Source organism: Erwinia sp. OLFS4 (assembly GCF_002752165.1).
Taxonomy (GTDB): Bacteria; Pseudomonadota; Gammaproteobacteria; order Enterobacterales; family Enterobacteriaceae; genus Izhakiella.
In genome coordinates this window covers 96,128-113,332 of sequence record NZ_MOMB01000001.1, presented here as the reverse complement: position 1 = coordinate 113,332, position 17,205 = coordinate 96,128, and the positions used below count along the sequence as shown (strand labels likewise).

The window sequence follows — 17,205 nt, the reverse complement described above, 5'->3', positions numbered from 1 at the left end:
TCACCCGTGCTGATTATTGAAACTCTGCCCATATTGCGCCATGAAATCCGGCGCTGGCGTCTGGAAGGTAAACGCATTGCGCTGGTGCCAACCATGGGCAATCTGCATGCAGGCCACATGGCGCTGGTGGATGAGGCCCGTGAACGAGCAGATATTGTCGTGACATCGATATTTGTTAACCCGATGCAGTTTGAACATGCCGATGATCTTTCCCGCTATCCCCGCACCCTGCAGGATGACTGTGAAAAACTAAATAAGCGCGGCGTGGATCTGGTCTTTGCGCCCTCCGCTGCAGAAATCTATCCTCAGGGCGCCGGCGAACAAACTTTTGTTGACGTGCCGGGTCTGTCTTCACGCCTTGAAGGTGCCAGTCGCCCCGGCCATTTTCGCGGCGTAACCACCATTGTCAGCAAACTGTTTAATCTGGTTCAGCCAGACATTGCCTGTTTTGGCGAAAAAGACTATCAACAGCTGGCGCTGATCCGCAAAATGGTCGCGGATATGGGCTATGATATCGAGGTGATTGGCGTTGCCACGGTACGGGCAAAAGATGGCCTGGCGCTCAGTTCACGCAATGGTTATCTGACAAAGGAAGAGCGTAAAAAGGCCCCGATTCTGCGACAGGTGATGCAGTCAATGGCCGCCAGGCTGGCTGACGGAGAGCGCCATAGCGAATCGATTATCCGTGCGGCTGAGCAAGCACTGGAAGAGCAAGGTTTCCGGCCGGATGGTATCGCCATCTGCGACGGCGATAGCTTGTTGCCCCTTAGCGCCAGCAGCCAGCGAGCGGTGGTACTGATGGCAGCCTGGCTGGGGAACGCGCGCCTGATCGACAATCAGCAGGTAGCGTTAACCCAGTAGACTTTTTACATCAATTCTGACAATACTGCCCCTCGGTTGGCGCAGCGGCTTCCGCTGATTACCCACCTGCAGAAGGCAAATTAATGACGAAGGTAACCGTATGATCCGCACCATGCTACAGGGCAAGCTTCATCGGGTAAAGGTCACTCAGGCCGATCTGAATTACGAAGGCTCCTGTGCCATTGATCAGAACTTCCTCGATGCGGCTGGCATTCTGGAATATGAAGCCATTGATATTTATAACGTGACTAACGGTCAGCGCTTTTCCACCTATGCTATTGCTGCTGAACGTGGCTCCGGCATTATCTCAGTTAACGGCGCGGCCGCCCGCTGTGCCTGCCAGGGCGACATCCTGATTATCTGCAGCTACATACAGATAGCAGATGAACAGGCGCGTCAGTGGCAGCCTAAGGTGGCCTATTTTGAAGGCGATAACCAGATGAAGCGCCAGGCAAAAGCCATTCCGGTACAGGTTGCCTGAAAGCAAACAAAAGGGCGACATCGCTCGCCCTTTTGGCTATATGTCAGCCTGACTTATGGCGTCACCGGCCGGTTTTCAGGCGCTTTTTTCTTCATGGTAAACAAAAAGTTAAGCATGCCAAACCGGCGCACCAGGCAGATAACGCCAGGGAGCGCCAGCGCTGTCGCGAATGCCGCCAGGAACAGTGCATCATGGAACCAGAGCGATTCACTGCGAAATTTGATTAGCTTGGCGAAGGCCTGAATAGCCAGATAATGTGACAGATAAAACACAATGGAATTTGCGCCAATAAAGGTGATCAGCGCAATATTACTGTATGCGGCAAGCCAGACGAAAAAAGGGACAGAAAGCAGCGCCAGCGGGGCCTGCCATGCGCGATCCGGCGCCCCGATAAACAGGTCAATGCAGGACAAAACCACAAAAGCCAGCAGCGAAGTAAGTAAAATCCGCGGCGTAACAGATACATCAAGCACGCTCATTTTACGACGGACCAGCCAGTCGGCGAGATAAAAAAATGGGAACAGATAGAGCGACTTATTAACATGGCTGTTATCAAACCCGGCAAATATACTGTCAGACGGAATTTCCGGCAGTAACGAACTGAGCGCCAGTGCAGTGGGAATCACCAGATATATCGGAATACGCCGGACTAAGGGAATAATCAGAAAGAAAATGAATAAAGAATGCAAAAACCACGTGATATCACCACCACCACTCAAATGAGAAAGCAGGATATTCAATGGTGACTGAGGGTTATTTGATCGGGAATTAAAAAGTAGTTTAAGCCCGCCGTAAATGACTACCCAGATAACAAAAGGATAAAGAATACTTTTTACTTTATTACGCAGAAAAAGCTCTTTCCCTTTATTTAATCCACTTTCCACAAACAAACCCGAAACGAAAAACATCAGTCCCAAGCGAATAGGCTCCAGCAATTGATTCACAGCCTGAGTCACGCCGGTCAGATGCCCGGCATTGCCAGCCACAGCGATAGTACTGTGCAGAAAAATAACGGCAATAATACTCATACCGCGGAGGTTATCGACCCACGTCATTCTGTTCATAATTTTTGCCCGTTTATCCAGAAACTACCGTAACAAGGAAATATAAACCTGCTCATCCTGAGCCAAACAATTAATGTCATTGGTTAAAAGGTAAACACCATCACCTGGCGATAGTAAAGCATTCCAGAAAAAAGAAAACAGGCGCATGGAAAATTAAGATAATGCTTAACCGGAGAAAGGCCAGTGATAACCGGGATCTTCAGATTTTTTCAACGGTTGGCAACCAGCAGAACGACCACAGCAATGGGGGGATGAATTCGGAAAAATCTGGAATATTACTAGAGTTACCGGTAATAACGGTAATAACGGTAATATAAAAAGATAATAACTGTAATAATCAGGCGGAAATAATAAACCCGCACCGATTCAGTGCGGGTATAAATAAACGCTGTTGTCAGGTGCGAAGACCACACCCGCGTTCAATCAGACGCCAGACCAGCAGATAAAATACCAGAATAAAAGCAACCAGTACCGAAATAGTCAGCGTCAGCGACACATCACTCACGCCGAGGAAGCCATAGCGAAAGCCGCTTATCATATAGACGATAGGATTGAGTTTTGAAACATGTTGCCAGAATTCCGGCAGCAGCGTCAGTGAATAAAAGACGCCGCCCAGATAGGTCAGCGGTGTCAACACGAAGGTTGGTATCAGGCTGATATCGTCAAAGGTGCGGGCAAAAACAGCATTCAGCATGCCGGCCAGCGAGAAAAGAATGGCCGTCAGCAGCAGGGTCAAGGCAACCATCAGCCAGCTGTGAACATGAAAAGGAACAAAGAACAGTGAAACGATGGTCACCAGGATACCCACACAAACCCCACGCGCCACGCCACCGCCAATGTATCCCCAGATAATAACGTGCGTCGGTACTGGCGCCACCAGCAGCTCTTCAATATTGCGCTGAAATTTAGCGCTGAAAAATGAGGAGGAGACGTTGGCATAGGCATTGGTAATTACCGCCATCATAATCAGTCCCGGCACAATAAACTGCATATAGCTAAAACCATGCATCAGGCCAATACGGGAACCAATCAGATTACCGAAAATAATAAAATAGAGCGTCATGGTGATCACCGGAGGCACCAGGGTCTGCACCCAGATACGGGCAAAACGGTTAATCTCTTTATCCCAGATGCTTTTCAGCGCTACCCAATATAACTGATTCATGAGGCGACTCCTGCGTGGCCCTGCACCAGATCGACAAACAGTTCTTCGAGGCGATTAGCCTTATTACGCATACTCAACACCTGAATACCCTGGCCGCTCAGCTGACTGAACACGCTGTTAATTCCCTGCTCGCGCAGCACTTCCACTTCCAGGGTGGAAGCATCCACCAGCCGGTAGTGGTAGCCCTCGAGCTGCGGCAAAGGGCTGCCAGGTGCCAGATCAAGAATAAAGGTTTCTGATTTCAGCTTGGCCAGCAGATCTTTCATCGTCGTGTTTTCCACCAGCTCACCGTGCTGAATAATGCCAATGTGGCGACAAAGCATTTCCGCCTCTTCCAGATAATGCGTGGTAAGAATAATCGTGGTGCCCTGCGCATTAAGTTGTTTTAAAAAGGTCCACATTGAGCGGCGCAATTCAATGTCCACCCCGGCGGTAGGTTCATCAAGAATCAACAGCCTCGGCTGATGCATCAGCGCCCGGGCAATCATCAGCCGCCGCTTCATACCACCAGACAACATGCGTGCACGCTCATTCCGCTTTTGCCACAGGTCGAGCTGAGAGAGATATTTTTCAGCACGGATGCGGGCTTCTTTTTTATCCACGCCGTAGTAACCGGCCTGATTCACCACAATCTGATAAACCGTTTCAAACGGATTAAAGTTAAATTCCTGCGGGACCAGGCCCAGCTGACGTTTAGCATTAACAATGTCTTTGCTCAGGTCATAGCCAAACACTTTGACGCTGCCACCGCTTTTATTAACCAGCGAACTGATAATACCAATAGTGGTAGATTTGCCGGCGCCATTCGGTCCCAGAAGTGCATAAAAATCGCCGGCCTCAACCGTCAGGTCGAGCTGTTTCAACGCCTGAACGCCACCAGCGTAGGTTTTAGAGAGCTTTTCCAGCTCAAGAGCATAAGTCATAAGTCAGTAAAACCCTGTTATTTGTATGGTCAGGAGGGAACAACAAAAACACGTTTCAGATGCATTGCGCGAAAACGCAACGTTATTCAGATGTTGTATCAATGCCTATCATAACGCAGGCCGGGAACCCCGGCCTTAATCGTTCGTGCTACCTTATTCGTCCAGCGGGATAACTTTGCCAATATAAGGTAAATGGCGGTAATGCTGAGCATAATCAATGCCATAGCCCACCACAAATTCATCGGGAATGGTGAAGCCAACATATTTCACCGTAACATCAACCTCACGGCGCTCCGGTTTGTCCAGCAGGGTACAAATCGCCAGTGACTTCGGCTCGCGCAAGCGCAAAATTTCGCCAACTTTGCTTAACGTATTGCCAGAGTCAATAATATCTTCCACGATCAGCACGTCTTTGCCGCGAATATCTTCCTCCAGATCTTTCAGGATTTTTACATCGCGCGTTGACGACATGCCGCTGCCATAGCTGGAGGCGGTCATAAAATCCACTTCATGAGTGACTTTTATCGCCCGGCACAGATCGGCCATAAAAATAAAGGAGCCACGCAGCAGTCCTACCAGCACCATTTCCGTGCCGCTATCGCGGTAATCTGCAGTAATTTGTTTGCCCAGTTCAGCAACGCGGGTTGCAATCTCCCGTTCGGAGATCATCACATCAACGGTGTGTTTCATCATCAATACGTCTCACTGACAGTAATCAGCTCATTCCTGTTTAACATGCATATTGCCTGGCGCTGAAGGCCAGAAATTCACCGGCGGCGCTGGCCACAGGCCGCCGGTGAACAAGGTAAGCGCCGGATTATATCAAGTAACCGCAAACAGGTGGGAAAAGTCGCGCGATTTGTCGCTAAACGCGCTCAGACCACGGTAAAGCCTAGCATCATGCCGGTGTCTTCATGCTCCAGCAGATGACAGTGTGCCATATAGGGATTGCGAGCATCGGCGCGATAATTGAAACGGACCAGCACCTCGCTACGCCCGCCGTTTACGTCAACAATATCTTTCCAGCCCTGACGGTGCGCCGCGGGCGGTTTACCATTTTCCGATAAAATACGAAACTGTGTGCCGTGAATATGGAAAGGATGGCGCATCATGTCGCCTTCCGCAGAAATGATCCATTTTTCCTCACGCCCCAGCGGCACGCTGAAAGCCGTTTTGTGCATATCGAACGCCTGCCCGTTTATTTTGTTGCCCTGATGATAATCATAAGGCGTCTTTTTTGGCGGCGAGGCGGTCATGTCGCCATCATCGTGCGACATCTTCATGTCGCCAGCAGCGTGCGACATCTTCATGCCGCCATCAGCGTGCGACATCTCCATGCCACTATCAGCGTGCGACATCTCCATGCCGGCCATTGCCTGATGACCGTAACGTGCCAGCAGTGCCGCCATCCCGCGACTATCGAGTTGCGGGTCCATCGAGAGCTGCAGCCGGCGCTGAGTAAGTTGCTGGCTATCTGTGACCGCCGGCAGGCTGGCTAGCCGGTCAGGCAGGGTGCCGCTAGCCATAATTTGCAGTGGCTGAATAGTCACCCGCGGCAGCGGTTGGTCCCAGGGGGCCAGCGTCATACCTATCTGCTGCACCGGTAGCGTTTCCAGATCAAAGGTTTTACCGTCATGCGCATCAATCATCACCTCGAAACGCTCGCCGGGTAACATTGCCAGGGTGTCAACTTTAACCGGTTCAGCCAGCAGGCCGCCATCACTGGCAATAACGTATAGCGGTCGCTGATCGGAAGCGCGCAATTCCAGCATGCGGGCATTGCTGCCGTTCAGTAAACGAAAACGCAGCCAGCCGCGGGGTACCGCCAGATGCGGGTAAACCACGCCGTTAGTTAGCGGTAGCTCACCAAACCAGCCCACCGCCGCCGCCATTTCATCGAGCTGATAATCAATCTCTCCCTGAGCATTTAACCGCTTATCCTGAAATATCAGCGGAATATCATCCGATCCCCACTGCTGTGGCAGATTGATCTGCCCGCTCACCTCATCTTTAATTATTAACAGCCCGGCCAGTCCCTGAGCCACCTGGTAACCGGTACGACCGTGCAGATGAGGATGGTACCAGCAGGTGGCTGCCGGCTGGTCGAGGGTAAACTGCACCTTCCGCGCTTCCCCCGGCGCCAGCGGTGCATGTGGCCCGCCGTCGGCGCTACCCGGGATCAACAATCCATGCCAGTGAACAGTGGTCGCTTGCGGCAAGGCGTTTAACAGATTAATGGTAACCGGCACCCCGCGCTGTAGCTGAATCGCCGGCCCGAGCAGACTGCCGTTATAGCCCCAGCTGGCCGCTGTACGCCCGTGCCAGCTGCTGCTACCGGTTTGAGCAACCAGGGTAAGCTCTCCGCGGGCATCCGCCGTCAGTAAATCCGGCACCGGCAACGAAATCCGCGGCGGCAATGTTGCCGCAACATTCCGCCAGTAAGGTAAACCACAGGCAAGACCAAACAGTGCGCTATAGCGCAGGAAATCGCGTCGTTGCATGTACAAACTCCTTTTATCACCGTTGAGTTTCAGCCTAAACCCTCCCCCTGACGGAAGGTCAACCGGCTGAGCAATAAAAACGCCAGTGACAGCGCAAAATTGTCTCATTAATGCCTGCTAACTGTGCTAACTTCAACGCTGGTTGAATAGAAGAGAATTGTCATGAAGCGATGTATTCAGGCAGTGTTGCTGCTGGCAATACTGGGATTTTCTACCAGCAGCTATGCGCTGAACGAATCAGAAGCCGAAGACATGGCCGACCTGACCGCCGTTTTTGTCTATCTGAAGAATGATTGTGGTTACCAGTATTTGCCGGACAACCAGATACGACGCGCGCTAGTATTTTTTGCCCAGCAAAACCGCTGGGATCTCAGCAATTACAACAGCTTCAATATGAAAGCACTGGGCGAAGACAGCTATCACGATCTGAGTGGTATCGCCATTACCAATGAGATGAAATGCAAAAAACTGGCGCGTGACTCCCTCAGCCTGCTTGCCTATGTGAAGTAATCCTATAACTGGCGCAACGGCGCCTGTGCAACGTGGGCCAGAGTCAGCTATCATACTGCGCCTTTTTTTGATGGCGAAGATAAGGAGAATCCAGCTATGACTGAGAAAAAGACCTGGTTCGAAACGCTGCATGATGGTTTCGGGCAATACTTCAGCGTTGACAACGTGCTGTATCATAATCAGACCGACCACCAGGATCTGATTATCTTCGAAAACACCGCGCTGGGTCGGGTGATGGCGCTTGATGGCGTGGTGCAAACCACCGAGCGCGATGAGTTTATCTATCATGAAATGCTGACCAACGTACCGCTGCTGGCGCATGGCAATGCCAAACGCGTGTTGATTATTGGCGGCGGTGACGGGGCAATGCTGCGGGAAGTCGCCCGGCATCAAAGCGTTGAGCAAATAACCATGGTGGAAATTGACGCCGCAGTGGTGGATTTTTGTAAGCAGTATCTGCCAAATCACAGCGCTGGCGCCTATGATGACCCGCGTTTTACGCTGGTCATTGACGATGGCGTGAACTATGTCCGCCACTGCCAGCAGCAGTTTGACGTGATCATTTCTGACTGTACCGACCCTATCGGCCCGGGCGAAAGTCTGTTTACCTCTGATTTTTATCAGGGGTGCTATAACGCCCTCAATGAAGGGGGAATATTCGTTGCCCAGAACGGGGTTTGTTTCCTGCAGCAGGATGAAGCGGTTAACAGCCACCGTAAACTGAGCAACTATTTCACGGATGTCAGCTTTTATCAGGCGGCGGTACCCACTTATTACGGCGGGATAATGACCTTTGCCTGGGCCAGCAACAATCCGGCACTGCGCCAGTCAGATGTTGCCACCATCCAGGCACGTTATGACGCCGCGGGCCTGAACTGTCGTTATTACAATCCGGCAATCCATGCAGGGAGCTTTGCTTTGCCACAATATCTGTTGAATGCACTGCAGCGCTAAGCAGACATTTAAGGGGGTGAACCAAATTGCAAAAGCTGAAACTACACGGTTTCAATAATCTGACCAAAAGCCTGAGTTTTTGTATCTACGACATCTGCTATGCCAATACTGAAGCAGAACGTGACGGCTATATCGCCTACATTGATGAACAGTACAACGCCAACCGGCTGACCGAGATCCTGAGTGAAACCTGCTCGATTATTGGCGCCAACATACTGAATATTGCCCGCCAGGATTATGACCCACAGGGTGCCAGCGTCACGATCCTGGTGAGTGAAGAGCCAGTTGACCCACGCGACATTGATACTTCCGAAAACCCCGGCCCACTTCCCAATACGGTGGTGGCGCACCTGGATAAAAGCCACATTTGTGTACATACCTACCCGGAAAGCCATCCTGAAGGCGGACTCTGCACTTTCCGCGCCGACATTGAAGTATCAACATGCGGCGTGATTTCGCCTCTGAAAGCCCTGAACTACCTGATCCACCAGCTGGAATCCGATATAGTCACCGTTGACTACCGCGTGCGGGGCTTTACCCGCGACGTTAATGGGGTAAAACACTTTATTGACCACGAGATCAATTCCATTCAGAACTTTATGGCGGAAGATATGAAATCGATGTATGACATGGTAGATGTCAGCGTCTATCAGGAAAACATCTTCCATACCAAGATGCTGCTGAAAGAGTTCGACCTCAAACACTACCTGTTTAATACCCGCCCGGAAGACCTTTCAGCCGAAGAACATAAACGCATTACCGATCTGCTATGGAAGGAAATGCGCGAAATCTACTACGGTCGTAACATTCCGGCCATGGGACTAAAGACATTATAATCTCTGAAAAAAGCGGCCGTGCAAGGCCGCTTTTTCCCCGTCACTCCGCCTTTTTAATCGCGGCGACCATACTGACCAACAAACTCACGCCAGGCGGCAATCACGCGCAGAAAATCCTCCACGCCACAAAAAGCCAGGCTCTCTTCATCGTAATAACTCATCCCTTCTTCCAGCTGATCGCTGGCAAAGCTTAGCTGATTGGCGCGGATAATTACCTCTTCTTCATCCATCCACAGGGTATATTCATGACCCACCCGTTGCCACTGTCGCTCACTACCCCGAAGGCTGGCAGCAGCCTGCTCCACCTCCGACAACAGCGCCAGGTTCTGTTTGACTTCTTCATTGAACCAGTGGCCAACCGCCTCATGCCCCATCGACATCCGCATTTTCAGCTGACCGGTGACATCGCGTAATAACTCATATTCCATAGCGCTGCCCTCCTACCCTCTGTCGCACAAGCGTCCCTTTCGGCGAACACATTATTATTGACCGGTTAATTATTGCAGTCCGGCGGTAAAAAAACAGCGTTTGCTAACACATTCAGCGGCGAACAATATCGCATACAAGCAACGCAGCAGAGCGATACCCGCAGGAGTAAAAAAGAGGGTTAATGCGCGCGTCATTGCCAGACCCGACGAGGGGACATGTCGCGCACCAACGACATGAGCCGATTGCCAGCCAGCAAGCGCCTTCTTTTGATTCACCTGCGGTTTATCCCTACGTATGTGGGGAACACGGCCTTCGAACCATCAACTGTTCCATCCAGGTCGGTTTATCCCCACGTATGTGGGGAACACGGCCTTCGAACCATCAACTGTTCCATCCAGGTCGGTTTATCCCCACGTATGTGGGGAACACGGACATCTCAAACTCAGTGAGGCCAATATTGTCGGTTTATCCCCACGTATGTGGGGAACACCAAAAGCCTATGAAAAATACAACGAAATGTTGCGGTTTATCGCCACGTATGTGGGGAACACGCTTTATGTTCTGGTGGCGCATTGCCAACTACCGGTTTATCCCCACGTATGTGGGGAACACTATCGCGATCCCCCGCCTGGCCTGACACCTAACGGTTTATCCCCACGTATGTGGGGAACACCTTCCTATTGGTACGGGAAGGATTTTTATTGTCGGTTTATCCCCACGTATGTGGGGAACACACTGATTGTTGGTAAACAAACTGGCAAAAGCGCGGTTTATCCCCACGTATGTGGGGAACACTGTCGCAAGCCTGGAGTGTTGCGCAGCCTGTCCGGTTTATCCCCACGTATGTGGGGAACACCATCGGATCGATAACAGGCATAGCGTTGCGGGCGGTTTATCCCCACGTATGTGGGGAACACATATCCATATTGTTAAAGAGCCTGTTAAGTAACGGTTTATCCCCACGTATGTGGGGAACACATGAACGTGGTTATCAAGGCGCAGGCGACGGGCGGTTTATCCCCACGTATGTGGGGAACACTCGTGACGGGTGTAGAACGCCCTGGCGGCGGTCGGTTTATCCCCACGTATGTGGGGAACACGGCGCAAATGGCAACTGAAAGTGCGGCCCATCCGGTTTATCCCCACGTATGTGGGGAACACCATATTCGCCGCTCTGGTAAACTCAGCCTGTGCGGTTTATCCCCACGTATGTGGGGAACACAGTATCAAGCTTTGCCAACTCTGAAACTATCTCGGTTTATCCCCACGTATGTGGGGAACACTCTAAGAATAATCAACTGATTTACAATGCTTTTTTTATTAAAAAAAATCTACCGATTTTTTTCCCATTTTTTGGTTGTTAAGCGGCATAGTGGAGAAGGTTATAAATCCTTCCATAAATTGCAACGGCAACGCAGGGAAAGAGACATCCTCTGCTGTTAATACAGCTTTCCTCCGCTTTCAGCAACTGACGATAATGACTGGACAAACCATCGTTCAGCATGATTTGCGCAAGTGGCAACATAATGAAAAACGGTGATCTTGCCGGGCGGGTTAATTATGTACCATATCCGGAGAAAGAATAGGTTATCGTCACCCTGCAATCTGACTATATAAAACAACGGCCTGAGTCTCCTCAGGCCGTTTCAGTCATCAGTAAGGTGGCAGCAACACGCTGCGTTTCTCAGACCGCAGTCTGAAAAATCACGCCGTCTGCTTTTTCGGTGTACTGTGACAGCCGGTCAAAGTTGAGATAGCGATAGGTGTCGCTGGCCGTTTTATCAACCTGAGTCATAAACTGCTGGTACTCATCCGGGGTCGGCAGTTTACCCAGCAACGATGCCACGGCCGCCAGTTCAGCAGAGGCCAGGTAAACATTGGCCCCGGTGCCAAGACGGTTAGGGAAGTTACGAGTGGAAGTAGAGACCACCGTTGCCCCGTCAGCTACCCGCGCCTGGTTACCCATGCACAGTGAACAGCCTGGAATTTCAATACGGGCCCCGCTCTTACCAAACACGCTGTAATAACCCTCTTCGGTAAGCTGAGCCGCATCCATTTTGGTGGGGGGCGCAACCCAAAGGCGGGTCGGCAGCTGGCCCTTATGGCTGTCGAGCAGCTTCCCGGCGGCGCGGAAATGGCCGATGTTGGTCATACAGGAACCGATAAACACTTCGTCGATTTTCTCGCCCTGCACATCAGACAGCAGACGGGCATCATCCGGATCGTTCGGTGCACACAGAATCGGCTCTTTGATTTCATTAAGATCGATATCAATCACCGCCGCATATTCGGCGTCATCATCACCGGCCAGCAGCTGCGGGTCGGCCAGCCATTTTTCCATGCCCTGAATACGCCGTTCAAGCGTGCGACGATCGCCATATCCTTCAGCAATCATCCACTTGAGCAACACAATATTCGAGTTGAGATACTCAATGATCGGCTCCTGATCCAGCTTGATGGTGCAGCCTGCCGCCGAACGTTCCGCCGATGCGTCGGTCAGCTCAAAAGCCTGCTCAACTTTCAGCTTCGGCAGTCCTTCAATTTCCAGGATACGGCCAGAGAAAATATTTTTCTTTCCTTTTTTCTCAACGGTCAGCAGGCCCTGCTTAATGGCATACAGAGGGATTGCATGCACCAGATCGCGCAGCGTGATGCCCGGCTGCATTTCACCTTTAAAGCGCACCAGTACCGATTCAGGCATATCAAGCGGCATAACGCCGGTGGCAGCGGCAAAAGCAACCAGCCCGGACCCTGCCGGGAAAGAGATACCAATAGGGAAGCGGGTATGCGAGTCGCCGCCGGTACCAACGGTATCCGGCAGTAACATCCGGTTCAGCCAGCTGTGAATAACGCCATCACCAGGGCGCAAAGAAACGCCCCCACGATTCATAATGAAGTCGGGTAACGTATGGTGAGTGGTGACATCAACAGGCTTAGGATAAGCCGCCGTATGACAGAATGACTGCATCACCAGATCGGCAGAAAAACCCAGGCAGGCAAGGTCTTTCAGCTCATCACGGGTCATCGGCCCGGTAGTATCCTGCGAGCCCACCGAAGTCATTTTAGGTTCACAGTAAGCCCCGGGACGAATACCTACCACGCCGCAGGCACGACCAACCATTTTCTGTGCCAGCGAGTAGCCACGATTACTTTCTGCAACGTCTTTTGCTTTACGGAAGACGTCACTGTGTGGCAGCCCCAGTGATTCACGTGCTTTGGTCGTCAGGCCCCGGCCGATAATCAGGGGAATACGGCCACCCGCGCGCACTTCATCGATCAGTACTTCCGTTTTTAACGTAAAGGTGGCCAGCAGGTCGCCGGTCTGATGGTTACGCACTTCACCTTTGTAGGGATAGATGTCAATAACATCGCCCATATTCAGGTCGCTAACGTCAACTTCAATTGGCAGGGCGCCCGCGTCTTCCATAGTATTAAAGAAAATGGGGGCAATTTTACCGCCCAGCACCACGCCGCCGCCTTTTTTATTCGGCACATTGGGGATATCTTCACCCATAAACCACAGTACTGAGTTGGTGGCAGATTTACGTGAAGAACCGGTGCCCACCACGTCCCCGACGTAAGCCAGCGGATACCCTTTTGCCTGCAACGCTTCAATCTGCTTCACCGGCCCAATATTGCCCGGTTCATCAGGCTCTATGCCGTCACGCGCATTTTTCAGCATGGCCAGTGCATGCAGCGGAATATCCGGACGCGACCAGGCATCCGGTGCCGGAGAAAGGTCATCCGTATTGGTTTCACCGGTTACTTTGAACACGGTGACCGTGATTTTTTCTGCCAGTTCCGGGCGTTTAAGATACCATTCTGCATCGGCCCAGGATTGCAGCACTTTTTGTGCGTGAGTATTGCCGGCTTTGGCTTTCTCTTCCACGTCATAAAAGCTGTCGAACATCAGCAGCGTATGGGAGAGCGCCTCCGCTGCGATCGGTGCCAGTTTATCGTTATCCAGCGCATCAATAAGCGGATGGATGTTATACCCACCCTGCATGGTGCCCAGTAGCGCAATGGCTTTTTCAGCGCTAATCAGAGGAGAAGTGGCTTCGCCTTTGGCAATGGCAGCGAGGAAACCGGCTTTGACGTAAGCGGCTTCATCCACGCCGGGCGGTACACGATTAACTAACAGGTCGGTCAGGAATGCTTCTTCGCCAGCAGGTGGGTTTTTCAGCAGTTCAACCAGCGCGGCCATCTGGGAAGCGTCTAAGGGTTTAGGGACAATGCCCTGGGCAGCACGTTCTGCAACGTGCTCTCGGTATTCTTTTAGCACGACGTTCTCCTCGCTCTCATTGTATTGGGCTTACCGGGTTACCAGCTGCTCACCGCTAGTGATAACGATCCATGTGTAGGGTAGGACGCCCGGTTCCGCGTGGGCCAGCATAGCAGAATTTGCCTCCGGTGTTAATCCGTTTACAAAAAAGCAACATGCCCGTTAGCACAATTAAGCGCACTGGAAAACCGGCTGTCGCAGGCATCAATGCCCCTCGATCACTGCTGCGGTATTACCTGTGGCTATAGGTTGATTGAGTTTAATAACCTCAATCTTGCCGGTAGCCGGAAAAAACCCGTGCGCGCAACGCCTCTGGCCTCGGGCTGAATATTACCGGGCGTTGTTTAAACCATAGTCCCTTTATTGGTTAGCCAAACGAGGATTTTCACAGCGGGAATACGCCAGCCAGCGGCCAGGCTCTGCAGGGTGCGATCGCCCTTTCATCCCGGCGCGCCAGCGCCATGGCTCCATGGGGCGGGCACGCTGCCAGAGGCCGACGTGTGTTTTACGGGCCTGACGTTCCAGTCTGAGATAAGCCGCGTTTTCGGCCCGCTGGTGAAAACGGTAGGCCCAGGCCATGCCGGTTGCTACCTGCCGGGCATTAATGTCCTCTCCATTTAGCCAGATAACCGCCAGAAGACGGTGATAGTGATCGCGTTGATGACCGACAAGTGTCACCGTTCTCCCGTCAATCAGCGCCCGCAGCGCCTGACAAGAACGCCGGCCATAAGTCTGGCCCATTTCGGGGGCATCAATACCTGCCAGCCGCACACGCAGCCGGCGATGAGCACTATTAACCTCCACCGTATCCCCGTCCAGCACCCGGACCACCTGCCCGCGGATGGCGGCGCGCGCCGGAGTTACCGGCATTAACGCTAAACACAGTACCAGCAGGCAGCAGGTCAGAGCGGACAAACAGCACAGCGCATCCGGCTTTCCCCTGACCGGCACGGTGATACTTGCCGGCAACAGCAGATTGCAGGTGTCCTTATGGCTAAATCCTGCCTTTGCCGCCGCAGGATAACCACGCGGCGATCTGTTTTTTTGCATGGTGACACCCTCCCTGGTTTATTGTTATGCCGTTCTGCCTCTGTTTATTAGCAAAATCAGCCAGCGTTAGCCTGTTTTTTTCTGGCTATTTGTGGCAGCGCTCGCAGCAATTATTAAGAATATTGCCTGCGCAAAGTCAGCAAAGACTTTTCTGCCCGCTGAAGAGGGAGCAAGATGGCAGCACGGTCACGGCAAGCGTTAGCCGCCGCAGCCGATGACTCACCAGGGCCAATAGACCGCTCAGAAGCGAAAGTATTTATCGGTGGGTTTCTGCATAGGTCGTTGCGCCACAGGCGGTGACTTCAGAAACAGAGACACAGCTAACCCTGACGATTAACCGTTAACGGAGATCGTTGTTTACAACCTGGTTCTTGTTGCAGAGGGCGCCGGTCTGATCAGATCAAGCTCAACGCCGAGACGAATTGCCTGCCGGACGTTACTGACACCAAGTTTAGCAACAATATTTTTAACGTGAAATTTCACTGTGCTGAGCGATATGCCGCTAATAATAGCCGTTTCCGCATAGGTTTTCCCCATGCTCACCCAGTAAAGCACTTCATTTTCCCTCAGGGTAAAAATGGCATTGCTCTCGCCGGCAATTTGTACCTGTTCCTTCTGTGCAATAGAGCCAGTTAGTCGGTACATCTGCTCATTAAAATTAATCAGCTGCATCTGCAATTCGGCCTGTTCAGTAGCAAGATGCTGTTCCAGCTCCTGGCGGTGTGCCGCTCTGATAATGAACGAAAGTAACGCCAGATTATTCATGTGATCATGTAATACAAATGTAAAACCATTAACAATATTATACTGCCGGGAAAGCGTGAATACTTTGTTAAACTGCATATCCGACAATAATGTAATATTTTCGTCCCACGCAAAAGGCGAAGTTCTTTTAAAAGCGAAAAGAATAACCGGGTCGGTGAGCTGAAAATTATTATCCCGATATAACTGGACCCACTTATCCGGATAATTGGAGATAATAAGAGCGTCTGCAGGATTTTTCTTGTTTACCACAATATAGGCATACTCCAGTGAATCATATCGCTGAAGTTTTCTCTCGATATAATTCCGCAGTGTATTAGTCGCTGTATAATTTGCAGAAAAAAATGCAAACATTCTTACTCCAGTTAATTCTTATGCATTAAAAAGTCAACACCAGTACTACTGCACAGTCATCACAACACTTAAGTACAGCTTACGAATGAACGTTAACTCGTTACCATCATCCCCGGTTATGCAGGCAGAAAAAACTGACCTTGTGACAAAGTACTCAAACAGCCAACCCCAGGGAAAACCGCTCAGACGCCACCCGGACAATAAAATCACTGCTGACCGGAAATAGATTTAATTGCCCGGCCATATTGCCAGACGAACACCGCGATAATATCACCAGGTGTTTTTTCGCAAGCTCAAACACAATACGCTATTTTCCCTGACGTCCTCTGACAACAGATTATTTCGTCATTGCAGCGTCATGGTTATCAGCAGTATATTTCCGCCCTGATTGATCGCCACAAGTCAGGCAACAACCTCAGCGCGGCTATTTTTCAAAATCAGTTAGCGGTTTATGTCCTCGTTACCAGGACATGCCTTTCATCACCACCACGGCAGGTGATTATCCAACGGTTTATCCCCATGTACGTGGGGAGCGCGTAAAGTTGAGAAAAGATTTAGTGGATTTTTTCGGTTTATTTCCGCGCAGATGGGAAACACATAGTTACCGACAAAACGCACTGTTTTGCGGGCGGTTTATCCCCACGCATGTGGGGAACACACTCTATGAGTGTTCAGCAACACAGAATGAAGCGGTTTATCCCCACGCATGTGGGGAACACGTATCCTCAAATGAGGACGAAAAAACGGAAGTAGGTTTATCCCCACGCATGTGGGGAACACAAGAGCGAATATTGCTGCAAATAGGTCTACACCGGTTTATCCCCACGCATGTGGGGAACACGGGCTGCCGGAGAAAAAATAGCCGATTATTTTCGGTTTATCCCCACGCATGTGGGGAACACTGGCTATCAGTTGCCCATCATCTCTGACGTAGCGGTTTATCCCCACGCATGTGGGGAACACCAGTCGGCAACAGTTACCGGCACAGGCACAACCGGTTTATCCCCACGCATGTGGGGAACACACGTGCGCA

14 protein-coding genes and 2 CRISPR repeat arrays (1 of these 16 running past the window's edge) are annotated in these 17,205 nt (G+C 51.3%); of the genes, 5 read left to right on the top strand and 9 right to left on the bottom strand.

All coding sequences use genetic code 11. The annotated features are described in order from the left end of the window. Positions 1-6 precede the first annotated feature (6 nt). Entirely contained in the window at positions 7-861 is an 855-nt protein-coding gene (gene panC / locus BL249_RS00465) for a pantoate--beta-alanine ligase (protein WP_099706460.1), read from the top strand. 100 nt (positions 862-961) lie between these two features. Further along, a complete protein-coding gene (gene panD, locus BL249_RS00460) occupies positions 962-1,342 on the top strand; it encodes an aspartate 1-decarboxylase (RefSeq protein ID WP_099706459.1) in 381 nt (126 codons plus the stop codon). A gap of 53 nt (positions 1,343-1,395) precedes the next feature. On the opposite strand, the gene BL249_RS00455 is transcribed toward panD, so the two are convergent. The 5 genes from BL249_RS00455 to cueO all read right to left on the bottom strand — a co-directional run bounded on the left by BL249_RS00455 (position 1,396) and on the right by cueO (position 6,995). After that, positions 1,396-2,406 (bottom strand): acyltransferase family protein, encoded by a 1,011-nt coding sequence (locus BL249_RS00455; protein WP_099706458.1) that lies wholly within the window; start codon positions 2,404-2,406, stop codon positions 1,396-1,398. Positions 2,407-2,800: 394 nt separating this feature from the next. Next, positions 2,801-3,571, bottom strand: a complete 771-nt coding sequence (locus BL249_RS00450; protein WP_099706457.1) for an ABC transporter permease — start codon at positions 3,569-3,571, stop codon at positions 2,801-2,803. After that, a complete protein-coding gene (locus tag BL249_RS00445; RefSeq protein WP_099706456.1) occupies positions 3,568-4,494 on the bottom strand; it encodes an ABC transporter ATP-binding protein in 927 nt (308 codons plus the stop codon). The genes BL249_RS00450 and BL249_RS00445 overlap by 4 nt, the downstream gene beginning before the upstream one ends. A 153-nt stretch (positions 4,495-4,647) precedes the next feature. Continuing rightward, positions 4,648-5,184, bottom strand: a complete 537-nt coding sequence (hpt, locus tag BL249_RS00440; protein WP_099706538.1) for a hypoxanthine phosphoribosyltransferase — start codon at positions 5,182-5,184, stop codon at positions 4,648-4,650. A 185-nt stretch (positions 5,185-5,369) separates the two neighbouring features. Beyond that, entirely contained in the window at positions 5,370-6,995 is a 1,626-nt protein-coding gene (gene cueO, locus BL249_RS00435) for a multicopper oxidase CueO (RefSeq protein ID WP_099706455.1), read from the bottom strand. Positions 6,996-7,157: 162 nt separating this feature from the next. On the opposite strand from cueO, the gene BL249_RS00430 reads away from it, so the two are divergent. The 3 genes from BL249_RS00430 (at position 7,158) to speD (ending at position 9,295) form a co-directional block, all read left to right on the top strand. Next, positions 7,158-7,505, top strand: a complete 348-nt coding sequence (locus tag BL249_RS00430) for a YacC family pilotin-like protein (RefSeq protein ID WP_099706454.1) — start codon at positions 7,158-7,160, stop codon at positions 7,503-7,505. A gap of 96 nt (positions 7,506-7,601) precedes the next feature. Next, positions 7,602-8,459: a polyamine aminopropyltransferase gene (gene speE / locus BL249_RS00425; RefSeq protein ID WP_099706453.1), complete on the top strand. Its 858-nt coding sequence runs from the start codon at positions 7,602-7,604 to the stop codon at positions 8,457-8,459. 26 nt (positions 8,460-8,485) lie between these two features. After that, the gene (gene speD, locus BL249_RS00420; RefSeq protein WP_099706452.1) at positions 8,486-9,295 is read left to right on the top strand and encodes an adenosylmethionine decarboxylase; all 810 of its coding nucleotides are present in this window, start codon (positions 8,486-8,488) and stop codon (positions 9,293-9,295) included. A 53-nt stretch (positions 9,296-9,348) separates the two neighbouring features. On the opposite strand, the gene yacL is transcribed toward speD, so the two are convergent. The 4 genes from yacL to BL249_RS00400 all read right to left on the bottom strand — a co-directional run bounded on the left by yacL (position 9,349) and on the right by BL249_RS00400 (position 16,172). Continuing rightward, on the bottom strand, positions 9,349-9,723 hold the full coding sequence (gene yacL / locus BL249_RS00415; protein ID WP_099706451.1) for a protein YacL: 375 nt from the start codon (positions 9,721-9,723) through the stop codon (positions 9,349-9,351). 279 nt (positions 9,724-10,002) lie between these two features. Then, positions 10,003-11,007: a CRISPR direct-repeat array (repeat unit 29 nt; unit sequence CGGTTTATCCCCACGTATGTGGGGAACAC). Positions 11,008-11,408: 401 nt separating this feature from the next. Then, on the bottom strand, positions 11,409-14,006 hold the full coding sequence (gene acnB / locus BL249_RS00410; protein WP_099706450.1) for a bifunctional aconitate hydratase 2/2-methylisocitrate dehydratase: 2,598 nt from the start codon (positions 14,004-14,006) through the stop codon (positions 11,409-11,411). A 360-nt stretch (positions 14,007-14,366) separates the two neighbouring features. Beyond that, complete coding sequence (locus BL249_RS00405; RefSeq protein ID WP_099706449.1) at positions 14,367-15,056, bottom strand: thermonuclease family protein; 690 nt, start codon at positions 15,054-15,056, stop codon at positions 14,367-14,369. A gap of 357 nt (positions 15,057-15,413) precedes the next feature. Continuing rightward, the gene (locus BL249_RS00400; protein WP_099706448.1) at positions 15,414-16,172 is read right to left on the bottom strand and encodes a helix-turn-helix transcriptional regulator; all 759 of its coding nucleotides are present in this window, start codon (positions 16,170-16,172) and stop codon (positions 15,414-15,416) included. Positions 16,173-16,801: 629 nt separating this feature from the next. Further along, positions 16,802-17,205: a CRISPR direct-repeat array (repeat unit 29 nt; unit sequence CGGTTTATCCCCACGCATGTGGGGAACAC); it runs 2,248 nt beyond the window's last position.

Excerpts from the sequence above, each read along its gene's own strand:
- BL249_RS00430 (WP_099706454.1), top strand. The coding sequence starts at position 7,158 with ATGAAGCGATGTATTCAGGCAGTGTTGCTGCTGGCAATACTGGGATTT.
- BL249_RS00400 (WP_099706448.1), bottom strand. The coding sequence starts at position 16,172 with ATGTTTGCATTTTTTTCTGCAAATTATACAGCGACTAATACACTGCGG.
- BL249_RS00445 (WP_099706456.1), bottom strand. The coding sequence starts at position 4,494 with ATGACTTATGCTCTTGAGCTGGAAAAGCTCTCTAAAACCTACGCTGGT.
- speE (WP_099706453.1), top strand. The coding sequence starts at position 7,602 with ATGACTGAGAAAAAGACCTGGTTCGAAACGCTGCATGATGGTTTCGGG.
- BL249_RS00450 (WP_099706457.1), bottom strand. The coding sequence starts at position 3,571 with ATGAATCAGTTATATTGGGTAGCGCTGAAAAGCATCTGGGATAAAGAG.
- BL249_RS00405 (WP_099706449.1), bottom strand. The coding sequence starts at position 15,056 with ATGCAAAAAAACAGATCGCCGCGTGGTTATCCTGCGGCGGCAAAGGCA.
- cueO (WP_099706455.1), bottom strand. The coding sequence starts at position 6,995 with ATGCAACGACGCGATTTCCTGCGCTATAGCGCACTGTTTGGTCTTGCC.
- hpt (WP_099706538.1), bottom strand. The coding sequence starts at position 5,184 with ATGAAACACACCGTTGATGTGATGATCTCCGAACGGGAGATTGCAACC.
- BL249_RS00455 (WP_099706458.1), bottom strand. The coding sequence starts at position 2,406 with ATGAACAGAATGACGTGGGTCGATAACCTCCGCGGTATGAGTATTATT.
- panD (WP_099706459.1), top strand. The coding sequence starts at position 962 with ATGATCCGCACCATGCTACAGGGCAAGCTTCATCGGGTAAAGGTCACT.
- yacL (WP_099706451.1), bottom strand. The coding sequence starts at position 9,723 with ATGGAATATGAGTTATTACGCGATGTCACCGGTCAGCTGAAAATGCGG.